This window comes from Pediococcus sp. EKM201D (genome assembly GCF_011800215.1).
In the GTDB taxonomy this organism is placed as follows: Bacteria; Bacillota; Bacilli; order Lactobacillales; family Lactobacillaceae; genus Pediococcus; species Pediococcus pentosaceus.
The window spans coordinates 183,144-199,483 of the sequence record NZ_JAALFK010000004.1; the positions used below are offsets into that span (position 1 = coordinate 183,144).

18 protein-coding genes are annotated in these 16,340 nt (G+C 38.0%); 7 read left to right on the forward strand and 11 right to left on the reverse strand.

Annotation, left to right across the window (positions count from 1 at the left end):
* Window position 1 precedes the first annotated feature (1 nt).
* The 5 genes from HFC68_RS07340 to HFC68_RS07360 form a co-directional block, all read right to left on the reverse strand.
* A complete protein-coding gene (locus tag HFC68_RS07340) occupies window positions 2–1,279 on the reverse strand; it encodes a dihydroorotase (protein ID WP_011673000.1) in 1,278 nt (425 codons plus the stop codon).
* A complete protein-coding gene (locus tag HFC68_RS07345) occupies window positions 1,279–2,205 on the reverse strand; it encodes an aspartate carbamoyltransferase catalytic subunit (RefSeq protein ID WP_011672999.1) in 927 nt (308 codons plus the stop codon). The genes HFC68_RS07340 and HFC68_RS07345 overlap by 1 nt, the downstream gene beginning before the upstream one ends.
* Window positions 2,206–2,334: 129 nt before the next feature.
* The gene (pyrE, locus tag HFC68_RS07350; RefSeq protein ID WP_167399757.1) at window positions 2,335–2,970 is read right to left on the reverse strand and encodes an orotate phosphoribosyltransferase; all 636 of its coding nucleotides are present in this window, start codon (window positions 2,968–2,970) and stop codon (window positions 2,335–2,337) included.
* Between the two features lie 253 nt (window positions 2,971–3,223).
* Entirely contained in the window at window positions 3,224–4,045 is an 822-nt protein-coding gene (locus tag HFC68_RS07355; RefSeq protein ID WP_011672998.1) for a Cof-type HAD-IIB family hydrolase, read from the reverse strand.
* Between the two features lie 16 nt (window positions 4,046–4,061).
* A complete protein-coding gene (locus HFC68_RS07360; RefSeq protein WP_002832740.1) occupies window positions 4,062–4,391 on the reverse strand; it encodes a hypothetical protein in 330 nt (109 codons plus the stop codon).
* 93 nt (window positions 4,392–4,484) lie between these two features.
* Here HFC68_RS07360 and HFC68_RS07365 point away from each other — a divergent pair, with 93 nt between their 5' ends.
* A complete protein-coding gene (locus HFC68_RS07365) occupies window positions 4,485–5,420 on the forward strand; it encodes an AEC family transporter (RefSeq protein ID WP_011672997.1) in 936 nt (311 codons plus the stop codon).
* Window positions 5,421–5,479: 59 nt separating this feature from the next.
* Here HFC68_RS07365 and HFC68_RS07370 read toward each other — a convergent pair whose 3' ends face one another.
* Complete coding sequence (locus HFC68_RS07370; RefSeq protein WP_011672996.1) at window positions 5,480–6,505, reverse strand: YeiH family protein; 1,026 nt, start codon at window positions 6,503–6,505, stop codon at window positions 5,480–5,482.
* A gap of 114 nt (window positions 6,506–6,619) precedes the next feature.
* Here HFC68_RS07370 and HFC68_RS07375 point away from each other — a divergent pair, with 114 nt between their 5' ends.
* The 3 genes from HFC68_RS07375 to HFC68_RS07385 all read left to right on the forward strand — a co-directional run bounded on the left by HFC68_RS07375 (window position 6,620) and on the right by HFC68_RS07385 (window position 8,399).
* Complete coding sequence (locus tag HFC68_RS07375) at window positions 6,620–7,474, forward strand: LysR family transcriptional regulator (protein WP_011672995.1); 855 nt, start codon at window positions 6,620–6,622, stop codon at window positions 7,472–7,474.
* A 102-nt stretch (window positions 7,475–7,576) separates the two neighbouring features.
* Window positions 7,577–7,768 carry an LBP_cg2779 family protein gene (locus HFC68_RS07380; RefSeq protein WP_011672994.1) on the forward strand — a complete coding sequence of 64 codons (192 nt, stop codon included), beginning with the start codon at window positions 7,577–7,579 and terminating at the stop codon, window positions 7,766–7,768.
* 112 nt (window positions 7,769–7,880) lie between these two features.
* The gene (locus HFC68_RS07385) at window positions 7,881–8,399 is read left to right on the forward strand and encodes a GNAT family N-acetyltransferase (protein WP_011672993.1); all 519 of its coding nucleotides are present in this window, start codon (window positions 7,881–7,883) and stop codon (window positions 8,397–8,399) included.
* Here the strand turns inward: HFC68_RS07385 and HFC68_RS07390 are convergent.
* The 4 genes from HFC68_RS07390 to HFC68_RS07405 form a co-directional block, all read right to left on the reverse strand.
* Window positions 8,386–9,204 (reverse strand): ribonuclease H family protein, encoded by an 819-nt coding sequence (locus HFC68_RS07390; RefSeq protein ID WP_011672992.1) that lies wholly within the window; start codon window positions 9,202–9,204, stop codon window positions 8,386–8,388. The genes HFC68_RS07385 and HFC68_RS07390 overlap by 14 nt on opposite strands.
* Before the next feature lie 114 nt (window positions 9,205–9,318).
* Window positions 9,319–10,626 carry an NCS2 family permease gene (locus HFC68_RS07395; protein WP_002832732.1) on the reverse strand — a complete coding sequence of 436 codons (1,308 nt, stop codon included), beginning with the start codon at window positions 10,624–10,626 and terminating at the stop codon, window positions 9,319–9,321.
* A 184-nt stretch (window positions 10,627–10,810) separates the two neighbouring features.
* Entirely contained in the window at window positions 10,811–12,724 is a 1,914-nt protein-coding gene (locus HFC68_RS07400; RefSeq protein ID WP_167399758.1) for a M13 family metallopeptidase, read from the reverse strand.
* A gap of 54 nt (window positions 12,725–12,778) precedes the next feature.
* Complete coding sequence (locus HFC68_RS07405; protein ID WP_011672990.1) at window positions 12,779–13,750, reverse strand: asparaginase; 972 nt, start codon at window positions 13,748–13,750, stop codon at window positions 12,779–12,781.
* A gap of 108 nt (window positions 13,751–13,858) precedes the next feature.
* Here HFC68_RS07405 and HFC68_RS07410 point away from each other — a divergent pair, with 108 nt between their 5' ends.
* Window positions 13,859–14,611, forward strand: a complete 753-nt coding sequence (locus HFC68_RS07410; RefSeq protein ID WP_011672989.1) for a potassium channel family protein — start codon at window positions 13,859–13,861, stop codon at window positions 14,609–14,611.
* Between the two features lie 63 nt (window positions 14,612–14,674).
* Here HFC68_RS07410 and HFC68_RS07415 read toward each other — a convergent pair whose 3' ends face one another.
* Complete coding sequence (locus HFC68_RS07415) at window positions 14,675–15,325, reverse strand: MIP/aquaporin family protein (RefSeq protein WP_002832728.1); 651 nt, start codon at window positions 15,323–15,325, stop codon at window positions 14,675–14,677.
* A gap of 159 nt (window positions 15,326–15,484) precedes the next feature.
* Here HFC68_RS07415 and HFC68_RS07420 point away from each other — a divergent pair, with 159 nt between their 5' ends.
* Both HFC68_RS07420 and HFC68_RS07425 read left to right on the forward strand, forming a co-directional pair.
* The gene (locus HFC68_RS07420) at window positions 15,485–15,904 is read left to right on the forward strand and encodes a hypothetical protein (RefSeq protein WP_002832726.1); all 420 of its coding nucleotides are present in this window, start codon (window positions 15,485–15,487) and stop codon (window positions 15,902–15,904) included.
* A 71-nt stretch (window positions 15,905–15,975) separates the two neighbouring features.
* Entirely contained in the window at window positions 15,976–16,314 is a 339-nt protein-coding gene (locus tag HFC68_RS07425; RefSeq protein ID WP_002832725.1) for a hypothetical protein, read from the forward strand.
* Window positions 16,315–16,340 lie beyond the last annotated feature (26 nt).

Below are 16,340 nucleotides of genomic sequence, written 5' to 3' on the forward strand. Positions count from 1 at the left end.
ATTACCCTTCCCGTTGATATACAATTTTTCCAGCAACCATGGTCAGTTGTGTCTGTCCATAAACCTTTTGACCAATAAACGGAGAATTGATTCCCTTTGAAGCAAAATCTGCTTCTTTAATTTCATATTCATCTTCAACATTCATTACCGTTAAATCAGCTACATCTCCCACTTCCAATTGCCCAGCTGCCTTGAGGTTAAAAATTTCAGCTGGTTGAATGCTCATCCATTCCACTAGTTGTTCTACCGTGCAAAGTCCCGGTTTAACCAGCTTAGTGTAGAGTAGTGGGAAAGCTGTTTCTAACCCTGTAATTCCAAAAGAGGCGGTCTTCATCGATCCAGCCTTATCTTTCACCGTGTGCGGAGCATGATCCGTTGCAATCATACCAATTGTGCCATCTAGCAGCCCCCCTAAGAGTGCCTGCCGATCTTCCAAGGTTCGTAGTGGCGGATTCATCTTCATCATGGGGTTATCCATCGAAATCATCGTTTCATCAAGAAATAAATGATGAGGTGCGACTTCTGCGGTAACATGGACGCCGTCTCGCTGAGCACGGCGAATTAATTCCACACTTCGAGCTTTTGAAACATGACAAACGTGATAATGAGCGCCTGTATTACGCGCAATTTCAAGGTCCCGTGCTAATTGAGCTGTCTCTGCCAATTCTGAAATACCTGGTAAACCCAATTTTTCGGCTACCGTTCCTTGATTCATCACCCCGTGTTGCATTAGCGATTCATCTTCTACATGCGCAGCCAGTGGTAGCCCCACTTCTTTAATTTGAAGCATTGCTTGATACATGGTTTCGGCAGTTTGAATGCCGTTACCATCGTTACTAAAAGCTACCGCACCAGCTTCTTTTAAAGCTTTAAAATCAACCAATTCTTCGCTTGTCCGTTTTTTAGTAATGGACCCGTATTGTCCGATATGAAGACTACCAGCAGTTTGATTATGTTTTACCATCGCTGTCATTTTTTCGGGTGTATCAGGGACAGGATCAACGTTAGGCATAGTTAATACTGTCGTAAATCCGCCTTTAACTGCTGCAGCACTGCCACTAACTACATCTTCTTTATCCGTTTGGCCCGGGTCTCTAAAATGAACGTGGATATCCACCAGTCCTGGCATTAAAAGTTGATTTTTTACATCGATGATTTGTTCAGCTTCAACGTTAATTTCGGGTTGAATTTGAGTGATTCGGTCGTTTTCCACAAGGACGTCAGTTTTTTGCACTTGATGACTTTTTATTACTCGGGCATTTTTAAGTAAAACTTTCATTAATGCAATCCTCCCTTAATCAATCCCTTGGCCTCTAATACATCCGTTAAAATTGCCATGCGCATGTACATACCATTAGTCATTTGCTTGAAAATTCTTGATTTTTCTCCATCAACCAAGCTGCTTTCGATTTCTGTACCACGATTAACTGGGGCGGGATGCATAATGATAGCAGTTGGTTGCATTCGATCGGCTCGTTCGAAGGTTAATCCATATTCTTGGAGATATTCGTGTGGTTCAAATTTAATTGCGGTATCTTGAGAAATACGTTCATTTTGAATTCGGAGTAACATCATGACGTCCACTTTCTCTACTAATTCGTCAATTGGTAGGAAGGTTCCATAAGCCTTCAAATCTTCGGCCATCCATGCTTCAGGACCGGCGAAGTAAACTTCTGCACCCAGCTTGTTTAATAGCATTGCATTGGAGCGGGCCACTCGGGAATGTGCGATATCTCCGGCAATCGCAATTTTTAAACCGTCAAAGTGGTTAAATTCTTGATAAATGGTCATCATGTCGAGTAATGATTGTGAGGGATGTTGTCCACTTCCATCGCCTCCGTTGACAATACTAATATTCAAATCGGCTTCTAGCAGTTGTTTATAATAATCGTTTTGCGGATGACGGATGACTGCAATATCCGTCTGAATTGCATCAATTGTCTTAACCGTATCCAATAAACTTTCCCCTTTAGTAACTGAACTAGTTTTAGCTTCAAACTCAAGGAGTCGCATTCCTAGACGACTTTCTGCCATTTCAAAACTAGTATGAGTTCGGGTACTATTTTCAAAAAATAAGTTCATTGCATAGACCGGTCGTGTAAGTTCAATTGTCTTACCATTCTTAAATTCCTCAGCTAACCGAATTTTATGTAATACGTCCTCTTCACTAAAGCTTTCTACAGTGGTTAAGTCATGCATATTCATTATTTTTCCTCCTAAATTATTATAAAAAAAGCTACTCACCAATCGAATCGTCTCGCTTGGGAGTAGCTTAAAAAGCCGATTCAATTGGTTCCTCTCGGGAAACCGATTTAATTGAAACAAAGTGTTATTCTATTTTTTCCAATTCCATGGATCTTGATGCCACTCCTTAGCCGAAGCTACTTCCTCAGCGGATAAGGCATTGCTAGTTTGAAGATAATCCACCATTTGATTGTAGTTGAGCAAACTAAGTAGTTCAGTATCTTGTTCTGCAAAATTCTTAGTTGAATCCGGTAAACCATAACTAAAAATTGAAGCAACTCCAATCACTTGAATCTTTTCTTTACAAACTGCTTCAACCGCTTTAAGTACGCTGCCACCCGTCGAAATCAAATCATCGATTAAAACTACTTGGTCGTCAGCTTTGAGTTGACCTTCAATTTGTTTGCCAGCTCCATGATCCTTGGGTTTGGAACGAACGTAGATTAATGGTAAGCCTAATTCTTCAGCCACCCATGCAGCGTGCGGAATTCCCGCTGTTGCGACCCCACCAATTACTGTAGCGTTAGGATAAGCTCTTTTGATTTCTGCACTTAATCCTTTAGCAATATCTGAACGTAGAACTGGCTTGCTAATCGTCATTCGTAAATCAGTATAGATGGGTGATTTCATCCCACTAGCATAAGTAAACGGTGCATTGGGTGAAATCGAAACCGCCTTTAAATCAAGTAGTTGCTGGATAATTTTACTACGAAGTTCGTCATTCATAATCAAGAATCCCCTTTTTAATTTTTCGATATCGCTATTTGGGTACAAAAAAAGCCACCAACAAGTTGGTATGGGCCGGCGCTAACCGCGTCCACTCCACCTGTTGATGGCGACTCTGCTAGCTTGTTAACCTCTCTGGATTAACTTAAAGCGACTCGATTTAATTTTCACTAATCATACTGAGAATAATCGGAAATGTCAAGATATTTTTAAAGTATGTCTATTTGATTCGACCAATTTACTTTACATGGTTTTATGCAATCTCACCACTAAGCACTCGATCGATCATATCCAATACACCACTATCATTATTATCCAGCGGTGTAATTAAATCAGTAGCATCGAGTGCTTCTTGTTCTGCATTCTTCATCGCATAACCCAAGCGGGCATGTTTTAACATAGCTTCATCATTTTGGGTATCCCCAAAGGCCATCGTTTCATCCATCGAAACTTTCCATAATTCTTGAAGTTGTTGGAGACCGTATGCTTTAGTGACATGTGGCATTGTAATATCAATTCCATTGAAACCACTCATCACACTTCCTAAATCTCCTCCAAGGTCTCGTTTCAACATTGCGGCTTGTTCTCGAACATCTTCGAGATTGGTCCAATGCGTATCAATTTTATAAATTGGATCCGTGATATCTTTAAAATGATCAACGGCTGTAAGCTGGCTGTAGAAATAAGCACTCGAAGACCAGTCGGAACCACTCTTTTCCATATTAGTGAACGCCCGATGTTGACTAGAAAGAATAATTTTAGCGTCTTTAAAGGCTGGCGTAGTCAATAAATATTCTATTGCATCCCTCAACAAAGCGGGTTTCAGCGGATTATCATCCAAAATTTTTCCCTGTTCCATCGTCAAAGCCCCATCTTCAGCCACAAAAGTCATGTCGCCCTTTACGTCGGCAAAAACCTCTTGGCAGTGGGCCATTTGATTACCACTCGCAACCACAAATTTAATGTGACGTCGATTAAGTTCATCAAGTTGTGCTTGAAAACGAGCATGATCAAAATCACGTTGGTCATTCAAAAAAGTTCCATCAATATCACTTGCAATTAATTGAATACTCATCGGTTCCTCCTATTAACTAACGTCCGCCCGCAATTCGGTTTAAATTACTTGAAAGATGAATCCAAAGGTTATCCGCGTCAGTAATAAAGTCTTCCTTAAAGTTTTTACCTAATGGTTCGATACTTCCAGTTGGTAAATTGATCACATCATAAACGACTAATTTTCCATCTTCTAACTTACAGGTAAAGTAGTGTCCATCAAGCGCTTCATCTAACAACTGTTGCGCGTTATCGACCACTGCTTGTTCGATAAGTTGATCCTCATTAGCCTCTTTACCCATTTCTTTTAGTTGTTCCATCATAATCCGTAGTTCTGTCATGTCATGTGGAATTTGAATAAATGCCATTTTAATGTCCTCCATTTTATTTACTAAATGTAATTTTACCATTAATTTTGAGTTAGAATAGTAGTTAAACAATTGTGAAGGGATTTTTTAATTATGTTATTACAAAGTATTCAAGGCGTTTTAGTAATCATTGTCATGGTTGCTGTCGGTTACTACCTCGCTTCGCTCCATTGGTTTTCTGAAAGTTCCAAAAAATTAATCGCCAAAATTGTCACCCAAGTGGCCCTCCCGCCATACATGATTGTTTCGATTACTAAAGATTTTACTAAGAGTGAATTAGTTAAACTGCTCCCTAACCTTTGGTATCCTGTACTATCAATGTTTATTTTAATGGGAATTTCATGGTTGGTGGCTCGGATTATTCAAGTTGATCCTAAGAGACATGGACTATTTATGTCAATGTTCTTCAATTCCAATACCGTTTTTGTAGGTTTACCGATTAATCTAGCTATCTTTGGTGATAAAAGTCTTCCCTATGTCCTCGTTTATTATATGGCAAATACCACAATTTTTTGGACACTAGGCGTCTACTTCATTCAACGTGATAGTTCCAATCACGTTCAAATGAATTTTAAAGATGCTTTACGAAAGATTTTTTCCGCTCCGCTATTAGGTTTTATGATTGGAATTGTCCTCATTGTCTTAAACATCAAACTCCCTAATTTTCTAATGTCGAGTTTTAATTATCTTGGCGGATTAACCATCCCACTCTCCATGTTATTCATTGGTATTTCTGTTTATGACGCTGGTTTGAAAAACATGCGTTTCCAAAAAGACAATTTAGGTGTCTTATCCGGAAGATTTATTTTCGCTCCAATCATCATGGCTTTACTTGTATTACCAAGCCACATGCCCATGATGATGAAAGAAGTATTTATTTTACAATCTTGCATGCCTGTGATGACCAATGCCCCAGTAGTTGCCCAACTTTACGATGCTGACGCAGATTTTGCGTCAATCATGGTAACTGAAACCACGCTGCTTTCTCTGGTAATGGTCCCCATCATGATGACGATTTTAAGTCATTAAAAAAACGAATTGATGATTCTGCTCCTTTTCGCAAATCCATCAATTCGTTTTTTATTTTTTTAGAAGAATAATTTACTTACAATAATTACGAAAATCAATAATACAATTGAACCTAAGAAAGCAGCTAAAAATGCACCTTTTCCACGTTTGAAAATAACACGGAAGTTTACGGACATTCCCAAAGCAGCCATGGCCATTCCTAGGAAGAGGTATGCAAATTTAACTAACCAGCCTAGTACAGTTGCGCCTAAAGGTACAAAAGTTCCAATTACACTAGCTAAAATAAAGCCCGCCATGAACCATGGAATCGGTAATTTCCCACGAACAACGTTTTCGCGATCTATATTTGTACGGCTACGGTGCCAAAAGCCAATAATTAACGCAGCAGGTGCTAGCAGTAAAACACGAGATAACTTAGTAATAATCGCCGTATCCAAACTAACCGGACCACCTGCTCCACCGGTAGCAACCGCATGGGCAATTTCATGAAGTGATCCACCAGCTACCACCCCAAATTGAGTTGGAGTTAAGTGAAGCATGGGTTTCAATCCAATTTCAATAAAAGTAAATAACGTTCCCAAGATGGCAACCGCCGCAATGGCCATTACCTCATTTTCTTGTTTCAATTCACGTTGGTCTTCAGGAACTTGAATCTGTGGTGAAACCCCCATTACGGCTGCTGCCCCACAAATACCAGTACCACTGGCAACTAGGATTGCTAGATCAGAATCCACACCAAATTTACGAGCCAAGGTATACACACCTAAAATTGTAAATGTAACCACGAAAATAGCTAATAGAATGGTTTTAACACCCGCATCGGCTAAATCAACCAAGTTTAATTTAAAACCTAATAAAATAATACCTAAACGCAAAAACTTGTTTGAAATAAAACCAGTACCTTTTTTAGAACGCTCAACTACTGCTGGGCTAACTTGAACAAACATCCCTAACACCAGCGAAATTACCAATGCTCCAATTAAACTAAAGTAAGGCAATTGCGCCAATAGCGATCCTGCTGTTGCACAAAGCAATGTAACTAATATAGCTACCCAAAAACTTGAATCTTTTATCATTCGAGTCATCTTTCTTCTCTCCTATCTCTTAACTTCACGCTTAATATCGTATCAAAAATGGTAGATAAAATATAATTATGTTTTATAATTGGTTTATAAATTAAACTTATAAGGACAAAAAAGATGCTAGATAATCGTTACGCCACTTTTGCACTACTCTGTAAAAATAAATCATATACTAAAACTGCCCGAGCATTATTCATCACGCAACCTGCAGTTTCTCAACAAATTAAAAGCTTAGAGGATGAACTACAACTAAAATTAGTTGAATATCACCATCCTCGTTTAGAAATCACCAGTGCAGGTGAGCAACTGGCTCATTTCATTGAAACTACTCAACACCAAGAAGATAAATTATTAACCCAATTACGCCAGCCGATTTCGACAACCAATCTTAAGTTTGGGGTAACGCATTCGGTTAGTATCCTTATCGCTCCGGCTTTAATCCAAAATTGGCGAAAAAAATATCACAATATTCAATGTATCGTTTCAAACACGCGCGATATTTTATCTCAAATCGATGAAGGTACTTTAGACTTTGCTGTTTTAGAAGGAAACTTTGATAAACATGCATATGGTAGCCAAATCGTTACCCACGAAAAATTTGTAGCCGTTACACGTTCAAGTAACCCTCTCGCCAATCAAAAAAACTTAGCACTTGAAAAAGTACTTTCGGAACCTCTTTTACTTCGTGAAGAAGGTTCAGGTACCCGCTCAATTTTTACCGATTGGGCCAGTTCTTTTAACATCTACAAGGAAGATTTTGCGCAAGTGCTAGAGTTGGGAAGTTCCACTGGTATTATTAAACTCCTAGAAACGACCGGGGTCAGTTTCATGTACCAATCTCTAATCCAAGCGGAATTAGAATCTAAAAAACTCGCATTACTCAAAATTCAAGGTTTAGACCTTACGCGTCCGATTTCATTGGTATATGCTAAAGATAGCTTCTTCGAAAACGAATATCGACAACTTTTTTAAACTGGGATAAATTCAGCGTTTTGACAATATAATTCCTAGGTTTATTGTAAAAATTGTGGTACGATTTTAACTATAGATGAAGAGCTTATGGAGGAATTCATTATGAATGATGTGACAGAACTAGCAGCAAAAATCATCAACTGCCAAAAGAAAAATGATCTAACAGATGCTGATGTAGCATTTGGGGCACATTTGTCGGTTGAAAAACTACACCGAATCAAGGAAAATTCCTACAAACCAACTGATGATGACTTAAAACGTATCAATGATTTTATGAAACAACAACAAAGATAATCAAAAAATAAGGGACGATGACATGCTATGAATGCCATCGTCCCTTTTTCATTCAGTTTTTTTCAAATCTAGTGTAAAGTAAAGGAAAGATTAAAAAACAAGGAGCCCAATTATGAATAAATTTGAACTATATCATCCAATCCTTACCGAACATTTTGCCTTAGATTGGCTTACACATTCAAAAGTTCGTGACATTTTTGAGTTGCGTCACGATCCAGAAATCGCTAAAGCTAGTGATCGTGATATTGATGCAACTATTGAGGATACAACTACCTACGTTAACCAAATGATGCGTTTGGTCATGAATAATGAAGCATTAATTTGGGGGATTACGGACCAAAATACCCATGAATTCTTAGGGACATTTTGCATCTGGGACTTTGATCAAGCACAGAAATCAGCTTCCGTACGTTTTGAAATTCTTCGAAATCAACAACATAAGGGGATTATGAGTGAAGTTCTTCGGCGGATGTCCATTTTCAGTTTTGAAGAATTAGGACTCGAAAAGTTATTTGCCACTGCCTTGAAAAACAACACCATTGCTCGTACTTTACTTGAACAAGTTGGTTTCAGTGCTGTTGCTTCTCAAACTGATAATCAAAATATTACCCTTGAACTTAATCGTCACTAATTTGTTGGTTATGGAATAGCCCTAATTGCTCAAAATCAGCCGTTGAATCTTGAACCGCTAAACTAGGTTTAGGATTAGAAACGGCTTTTTTGGGTGCTTCAAATTCGGTTGGTTCCCGTAACATTCTATCCATGGTTTTATTTAGTAATTGATCCACAAAAACATTCCCCTCATTCGTAGCATGTCCCTTAGTCCAACGATACTCTAGGTTAGGCATTCGTTTTAGAATGCTAGCTACCGCTTGCCAAAGTTCTTTATTAGCTACAATTTCACCGTTAGCTTTCTTCCAACCTCGTCGTTGCCATCCACTTAACCAATTTCTTTGAATTGCGTCCAAAACATATTTAGAATCAGCTACCACTAATACCGCTGCTTTTTCACCATAGCGGTCGATTATTTTTTGGAGACCGTTAATTAAAGCCATAATTTCCATTCGATTGTTGGTAGCTCCGAATTCCCCATTGGATCCAGAAATACTTTCACCATCTTTTTGGATTAAGAAAGCCCACGCAGCTACATCTTCTTTACGGACATGCCCTCCACGGACATTACCAGTGTTACGTGAACCGCCGTCAGTGTAAAGAATAATGGAAGGGGTCACAGTCGATGGAGTCTGCGTTGATACTTTTCTAGTGGTCTTTCTAGAAGCTGTTGCCATCCATTCCTCAGCTTCTGCCTTGGTCAAAAAACTTTTATATACCGCTCCTGCAAAACCATCAACCTGTTGTTTGGCTGCATCCCACGTTAAATAAAGTCCTGGTTTTCGTCCTTTTTTTACCGCATAAAATTTTCTTTTTTTTGCCATTAAATCACCTCATAAATTAAAAAAAGAACTATGTCCAAGGGTTGAATTTTTATTTTAATCCAACTGCCTTAAAGCATAGCTCTTATTATAAATGATTATTTTCAAACTTTATACTTATGCATTTAAAATAGCAATAAAACCAATAAATACAAAGAATAGTGCGTACATTAATGGATGAACTTCTTTGCCACGTTTAGCAGCAATCATGGCAATGGGGTAAGTAATAAATCCTAATGCAATCCCATCTGAAATACTATATGTTAATGGCATTCCAATGATAATTAAGAAAGCTGGAATAGCAATTTCTAATTTATCCCAAGCAATTTCACGAGTTTGTTGAGCCATTAATACCCCCACAATCACTAATGCAGGTGCGGTAACTTGTGAAGTAACGACGGTTAACAATGGTGAGAAGAAGAGTCCTAATAGGAACATAATTCCTGTCACAACTACAGTAAAGCCAGAACGTCCACCTACAGCAATCCCAGCTGAAGACTCAACGAAAGCCCCCACTGGAGAAGTACCTAATAATGATCCAGTCAACATTGAAGCTGAATCAGACATCAATGCCTTCCCTACGCGCGGCATCTTATTGTCTTTCATAAATCCTGCTTGAGTAGCCAAACCAACCAATGTGCCGGCTGTATCAAAGAACGTTACCAGCAAGAAAGTCAAGACTACTACCCAAAGTTGGAGAGTATTAATATCCCCAACATGTGAAATAGCTGTCAAGAAAGTTGGTTTCAAGCTTGGTGCAGCTGAAACAATGTGTGCTGGTGCATGAATTAAACCAGTCAATAAACCAAAGACGGTTGTTAAAATCATTCCCACGAAAATAGCCCCTGGCACCTTGCGAACCATCAAGAAAATTGTCACAACCAACCCAAAGACGGTCAACCATGTGGAAGGAACTAAGAATGAACCTAATCCAACCATCGTAGATTTGTTAGCAACCACAATTCCACCTTGGCTCAAACCTAGAAAAGCCACGAACAATCCAATTCCTGAAGAAATAGCATGCTTCAAATCGACTGGAATCGCATTAATAATTAATTCTCGTAGTTTAAAAACGGTGATTAAAACAAAGATTAAGGAAGCTACGAAAACGCCCGCCAAAGCCGTTTGCCAAGGCACATGCATCCCAATAACCACGGAATAAGCGAAGAATGCATTAATTCCTAAAGCAGGTGCTGAAGCAATTGGGTAATTAGCGATAATCCCCATCAGGAAACAACCAATGGCACTAGCCAATGCTGTTGCGGTGAAGACCGCTCCCTTATCCATCCCAGATGCTCCTAAAACGTTCGGATTAACGAACATAATGTAGACCATTGAAATATAAGTAGTAATCCCAGCAATAATTTCTGTTTTATAGTTTGTTTTCAATTTATCAAATTGAAAATACTTAGCGATTTGTTTCAAAATCATTTCTCCCTTTTAGTTCGAATCTAAATCAAAAATAGCACCAATAAAGTCTACACTAATTTAAAATATAAGTAAAGAACGCCATAAATTGATTATTTAAACTTTTATAGTTCGTATTTTACTTTAGAAATAACTAAAAAAGACGACTGCTAATTAGCAATCGTCTTTTTAGTTTGATTTTTTACCAAATTTGAACTCGTTTTTCGGGAGCAAGATACATTCCATCGCCCTCTTTTACATCAAAGGTTTCATAAAATTCTTCAAAATTTTTTACTTGGACGTTCGCCCGTAACTTTGCAGGAGCATGGACATCAATTGCTAATAGCAACTCTTCTCGTTGTTTAGTAGCCTTAGTGCGCCAAATTGTGGCCCAGTTAGTAAAAAATTCTTCTAGATTAGCATCTTTAGTAGCCTTAGCTGCTTCCAACGCTGCTTTAAGTCCACCATCATCTGCAACATTTTCGGTAACAACCAACTTACCGTTTACTTTTCCACCCGCAAATGGAATTCCATCAAATTCTTTTACCATTGCTTCTGAAAGTTGGTGGAAATGTTTCAAATCATCTTCTGTCCACCAATTGTCCATGTTACCAAATTCATCAAATAAAGCTCCGTTAGGATCAAAAGCATGTGAAATTTCGTGCGCCATTACTGCGCCAATTCCACCATAATTTTGACTAGCGGTTTGTTCTAAACTGTAAAATGGTGCTTGTAAAATAGCAGCTGGGAAACAGATTAAGTTGCCTTCTGGTGAATAATAAGCATTTACTGTATCAGCACTCATATGCCATTCACTACGGTCGACTTCCTTACCATACTTAGCAAGTTGATCTTCTAAGAAAATTCGTGAAAATTCTTGAACGTTTTCCACTAAACTTCCACCCTCAGCGGCTGTTTTAGTTTTCAACTTCTTATAAACTGCTTTTAATTCATCTGGGTAACCTACTAAAATCTTCAACGAACGTAACTTCGTAATCGCTTTAGAACGGGTTGCATCCCCTAACCAAGTATTTTCTGCCAGTCGTTTTTCATAAACATCAATCATCGAAACCACCATATCATGAACATCTTTTTTAGCAGTTTCCCCGAAATATTTATGTCCATAGTATTCACCAACGACTTGGCTAAACGTGCGACGTGCTAAGTAAAATGCACTCTTTTCTTGTGGCATTGATTCTTGTTGCCCTGATAATGCTCGCCCAAAAGTGCCACCAATTTGGCGGAATTCTTCACTCAAATAGCCTGACAACGAGCGGACCATGTTAACGTAGGCCCATTTTTTATAATCTTCAAATGTATCGGCGTTAACAATTTGGTGCAAGTTTTCGTAGAATTTAGGTTCAGTGATAATTAATTTTTCTGGAACAGTTCCAATCAATGCTTGGACTAATTTTTTAACATCAATCTCTTGAACCATGTCAGCGAAATGATCAAGCTCCCATGGATTATAAAGCCTAGCTACATCGCTAAGTTCTTCAGAGTTTTTACGGAAAGGAGCAATACTAGCATCGAAACGTTTAGCTCCATCAATTATAGCTTGGGCTTCATCTTCAGACTTACCCAACTTCGTTAGTAATTGCATCATCATTTGGGTAAAGACTTGCATCAACTGTGGTCCAGACGGATTATCTTGGTCATAGTAGGTTTTATCTGGGAGGATTAAACTTACACCACCAGCCCATAAAACATTGCGTTTATCTGCTCCATTACCCTTTAAATCAGGTTCAATACCTAAATCTACTGGTAATTCTACGCCATTAAAAAATAATTCTTTTAAGTTGGCATTTACATCATCCCAACTCTTTAAATCTTCAATTTGTTTTAAGTACGGAAGAAGTGGTTTTACTCCATCTTCGTCCCGTTTTTTGAAATCAGCTGCAATTTCATAAAACTTGATAAATTCTTTTAATTCTGGCGTATTAGGTTCTTTGGCACCTGAACGCATTTCTGCAAAATCCTTCATCAAATTTTCATCCACGCCATCAACTAGGTCCATAAACCCACCCGTTGATGAATGATCTGAGGGGATTTCTGCAGTTGCTAGCCATTCACCATTCACTGCATCATAAAAATCGTCTTTAATTGAACTTGGCATTCTAATTCCTCACTTTCAAAATTTATTAACTCTGTATTATACTCTTATCTACTTCTATGACACCGCGTCATGCATATACTTAGCAATATCTTTGGAATTCATACCAGCACTTACTGCCACTTGTAACTTAATACGTGCTTTTTGACCATTGAGACCTTGGCAGAATACAACGCCCATTCTCTCTAAATCAATTCCGCCGCCCACATAATCGTAGATGGGTTCGGCCAAGCCATTGTAACAACGTGAAACCATTACAACCGTAATATCATTATCAATTAATGCTTGAATGGGCTCGACTACTTCTACTGGTAGATTTCCAGCTCCTAGCCCTTCAATTACAATCCCCTTGGTCCCTGGGCGATTAATAATTTCAAATATTTCTTTAGGGATTCCTGCGTAAGCTTTAATTAAATAGACTCCTTTTTCAAGGTGGTCAATATCACAAACATGCTGATTAACTAAAGCTTGAAAGAATCGGATATCCCGTTTATAAACAATTCCGAGCGGCCCAAAAGTTGGGGTTCTAAACGTATCTACATTAGTAGTATGGGTTTTCGTAACAAAACGGGCAGTATGGATCTCATCATTCATGACCACTAAAACCCCTTTATCACTGGCTTCATCAGAAGCAGCCGTCAGAATTGCACTTTGGAAATTATACACACCATCCGAACCTAGTTCGTTGGAAGAGCGCATGGCCCCCGTTAGCACAACTGGAATTTTATTTTCGATCGTTAAATCTAAAAAGTACGCAGTTTCTTCCAAGGTATCCGTTCCGTGCGTGATTACAATGCCATCACACTCATTGTTATCTAGTGCCTTTTTGACCCTTTTTTTAATAATTAACATATCATCTGGCGTAATGTGTTCTGAAGGTTTATTCAAAATCACTTCATTAACTAGGTCAATATTTTTGTTGATAAATTGGCTATCTAGTAATGGGTTTTGTTCATTAGTTTTAACAGTATCATTGCTGGCAGACATCGAAATCGTTCCACCTGTATGTAATGCTAGTATTTTCTTCATTATCAAATTCCTCTTTATTATTAGTTATTCATATCATATCATTTTCTTGGCTATTTACAGCTCCTCAAAATGCGTTAAAATAATTCTATTAATTCAGAGGACGTTAATATGATAAAACATAGAACCAGATTCCAAATTTTATATGATAGTTGTTTGGCTATGATTGCTTTTATTTCATTCCTAATCGTTGCCGCTTCGTTTTTTTCTAAGAGTATTAGTCTGAAAAATACGACCATTTTAAATCTAATGCATGTATTTTTAATCATTTATGCGGTCGACTTTTTTGCGAGAATGCCTAAAAATAAAAATGCTCATCGTTATCTTTTTGACAATACTTTTGATTTGTTATCGTTAATCCCACTACATCCGGCTTTTGCTATCTTTCGAATTGGTCGAGTTTTCAAATTAATTCGCAGCCATCATTTATTATGGCGTTTTGGATTAGATGGAAAATTTTCTAAGACCGTTCATCGGTTTATCTATACCTCGGGCTTCTTAAACCTTTTTACCGTCAGTATGATTATTTTAGTTTTAAGCTCGCTCCTTTATTCTGTGGTAGAACATATTTCATATCCTTCAGCCCTATGGTGGGCCATTACGACTGCCACCACTGTTGGTTATGGTGATATTTCACCTACCACCAACATTGGTAAATTTATTGCCGCCTTTCTAATGATTGGTGGTGTTGGGTTCATTGGTTTGCTCACTAGTACAATTACAGGATTCTTTACTTCTGAAGCTGCTACGCAGGAAGATGATATGACCAAGCTTTTCAAAAAAATCGATCAACTTGATCATAAAATCGACCATCTCCAGCGTCAGCTCAATCTAGAACGACGTAAAAATACGCGAAAAAAATAAGGATTAACGTTTTGAGACGAAATTATTCGCCCAGCGTTAATCCTTATTTTTTTAGATTAGCTATTATTCTTCGCTACCCATTGCCTTAGCAACAAAAGCAGCAATTGCAGCACCTAATAATGGAGCCACAACGTAAACCCAGTAGTGAGATAAAGCTGAACCACCAACTAAGATTGCAGGACCAAAACTACGAGCAGGGTTCAATGAACCGCCAGTTAAGTTCAATGATGCAATAATCATGAATGCTAGCGTTAATCCAATAATTAAACCAGCAAAGTTAGCATTACCATACTTTTTACTTGTAACTAGCAAGATAACAAGCACAAATAGGAATGTTACCAAAGTTTCAGTTACGAGTGCTGGAAATGCTGAGATTTTTGCAAAATCAGTTTGTCCAAGATTGCTAGTTGAAGCTCCCATAGCACTTAGGAAATACTTAACCATTCCTGAAGCCAGGACAGCACCAATAAATTGTGAAATAACATAATAAATAGCATCTGCTCCACTGATTCGCTTATTAATCCACATACCTAATGTAACAGCTGGGTTAAAGTGTCCTCCTGAAATTGCACCAACAGAGTAAGCCATAATCGTAACAGCCAAACCAAAAGCTAATCCAATTCCTAAAACGTCGGCTTTACCAATTGTAACAGCGGCAGTACCAACAAAAACAAGTACGAACGTACCAATAATTTCTGAAACATATTTCTTCATCAATAATCTCTCCTATCCACAGGCAAAAACCCGTACGAAAATTGTATACCACTTTAACCATTTTCTCAAATAAAATGTATTAATCTTGAGCGTATCTTTTTCAATTAGTTATACATTTATGATAAAATATTGATATAAACGTAATCAGGAGGAGTTCCCATGGCAAAATTTGACGTACATATTATCGACCATCCAACCGCAAAGGAAATGCTTGTAGAATTTAAAAGTCAACGACAAGACAACGTGCCTATTCTTGAAAAACCAGGACATTACATTCTTCCTGATTACAAGTTAACACGTCAACGTAAAGCTTTAAAAATCCGTAAGCATACCTACTTAACTAAGAAATTCCGCTCTTACGTGGCATTAGACTCAGCAAACGGTCACACGCTCTGGATGCGTAATTTTGGTAGTTTATCCGAAGCCATTTTTTGGCTAGAAACTGGTATGAAGATTGGCGATACTGATACAGATGCGCGTTATTCGTTCAAGGAGTGGCAAGAAAAACACTTTGAAGACATTGAAAAACTTAAAGATCAACTACGAGCAAAAACTAAAGCTAGACAAGAAAACAAATAACTTAGATGCAAGAGCTGAGGCAATTTAATCAACCCCAATCTTGCATTTTTTATACCCAAAGGAGATTTCATATGACTACAGAAAATAAAATCTTAAGTTCATTATCATATTTAAGTATCTTTTTTATGCCCATTCTCTTTCCCATCGTCGTATTTGCCTTAACTTCTAACAGTAATCACCCTGAAGCTCATCGCAACTCCATTACTGCTTTTTGGCTTCATTTATTACCAACAATTTTAGTTCCAGTGGCCTTCTTCTTAGGATTATTAGCAACTGGGCAAAGTTTTTCTACTGCTAATTTGAGTGGGTCTTCCCTAGTATTATTTGGAATCGTCGGTCTCATTGGATTATTGATTTTAGGAATGTTTATTTACAATCTATATCGCGGAGTAAAGGTCTGGGTGGACTAGGATTATTGTCCTTCAAAAAAATTATA

What these genes read in the sequence shown, in the direction of transcription:
- HFC68_RS07390 (WP_011672992.1), bottom strand. Translation starts at nt 9,204, where the DNA reads ATGGCAAAAAAAAGAAAATTTTATGCGGTAAAAAAAGGACGAAAACCA.
- HFC68_RS07360 (WP_002832740.1), bottom strand. Translation starts at nt 4,391, where the DNA reads ATGGCATTTATTCAAATTCCACATGACATGACAGAACTACGGATTATG.
- HFC68_RS07385 (WP_011672993.1), top strand. Translation starts at nt 7,881, where the DNA reads ATGAATAAATTTGAACTATATCATCCAATCCTTACCGAACATTTTGCC.
- HFC68_RS07380 (WP_011672994.1), top strand. Translation starts at nt 7,577, where the DNA reads ATGAATGATGTGACAGAACTAGCAGCAAAAATCATCAACTGCCAAAAG.
- HFC68_RS07375 (WP_011672995.1), top strand. Translation starts at nt 6,620, where the DNA reads ATGCTAGATAATCGTTACGCCACTTTTGCACTACTCTGTAAAAATAAA.
- HFC68_RS07405 (WP_011672990.1), bottom strand. Translation starts at nt 13,750, where the DNA reads ATGAAGAAAATACTAGCATTACATACAGGTGGAACGATTTCGATGTCT.
- HFC68_RS07425 (WP_002832725.1), top strand. Translation starts at nt 15,976, where the DNA reads ATGACTACAGAAAATAAAATCTTAAGTTCATTATCATATTTAAGTATC.
- HFC68_RS07400 (WP_167399758.1), bottom strand. Translation starts at nt 12,724, where the DNA reads ATGCCAAGTTCAATTAAAGACGATTTTTATGATGCAGTGAATGGTGAA.
- HFC68_RS07415 (WP_002832728.1), bottom strand. Translation starts at nt 15,325, where the DNA reads ATGAAGAAATATGTTTCAGAAATTATTGGTACGTTCGTACTTGTTTTT.
- HFC68_RS07370 (WP_011672996.1), bottom strand. Translation starts at nt 6,505, where the DNA reads ATGACTCGAATGATAAAAGATTCAAGTTTTTGGGTAGCTATATTAGTT.
- pyrE (WP_167399757.1), bottom strand. Translation starts at nt 2,970, where the DNA reads ATGAATGACGAACTTCGTAGTAAAATTATCCAGCAACTACTTGATTTA.
- HFC68_RS07345 (WP_011672999.1), bottom strand. Translation starts at nt 2,205, where the DNA reads ATGAATATGCATGACTTAACCACTGTAGAAAGCTTTAGTGAAGAGGAC.
- HFC68_RS07420 (WP_002832726.1), top strand. Translation starts at nt 15,485, where the DNA reads ATGGCAAAATTTGACGTACATATTATCGACCATCCAACCGCAAAGGAA.
- HFC68_RS07355 (WP_011672998.1), bottom strand. Translation starts at nt 4,045, where the DNA reads ATGAGTATTCAATTAATTGCAAGTGATATTGATGGAACTTTTTTGAAT.
- HFC68_RS07410 (WP_011672989.1), top strand. Translation starts at nt 13,859, where the DNA reads ATGATAAAACATAGAACCAGATTCCAAATTTTATATGATAGTTGTTTG.
- HFC68_RS07340 (WP_011673000.1), bottom strand. Translation starts at nt 1,279, where the DNA reads ATGAAAGTTTTACTTAAAAATGCCCGAGTAATAAAAAGTCATCAAGTG.
- HFC68_RS07365 (WP_011672997.1), top strand. Translation starts at nt 4,485, where the DNA reads ATGTTATTACAAAGTATTCAAGGCGTTTTAGTAATCATTGTCATGGTT.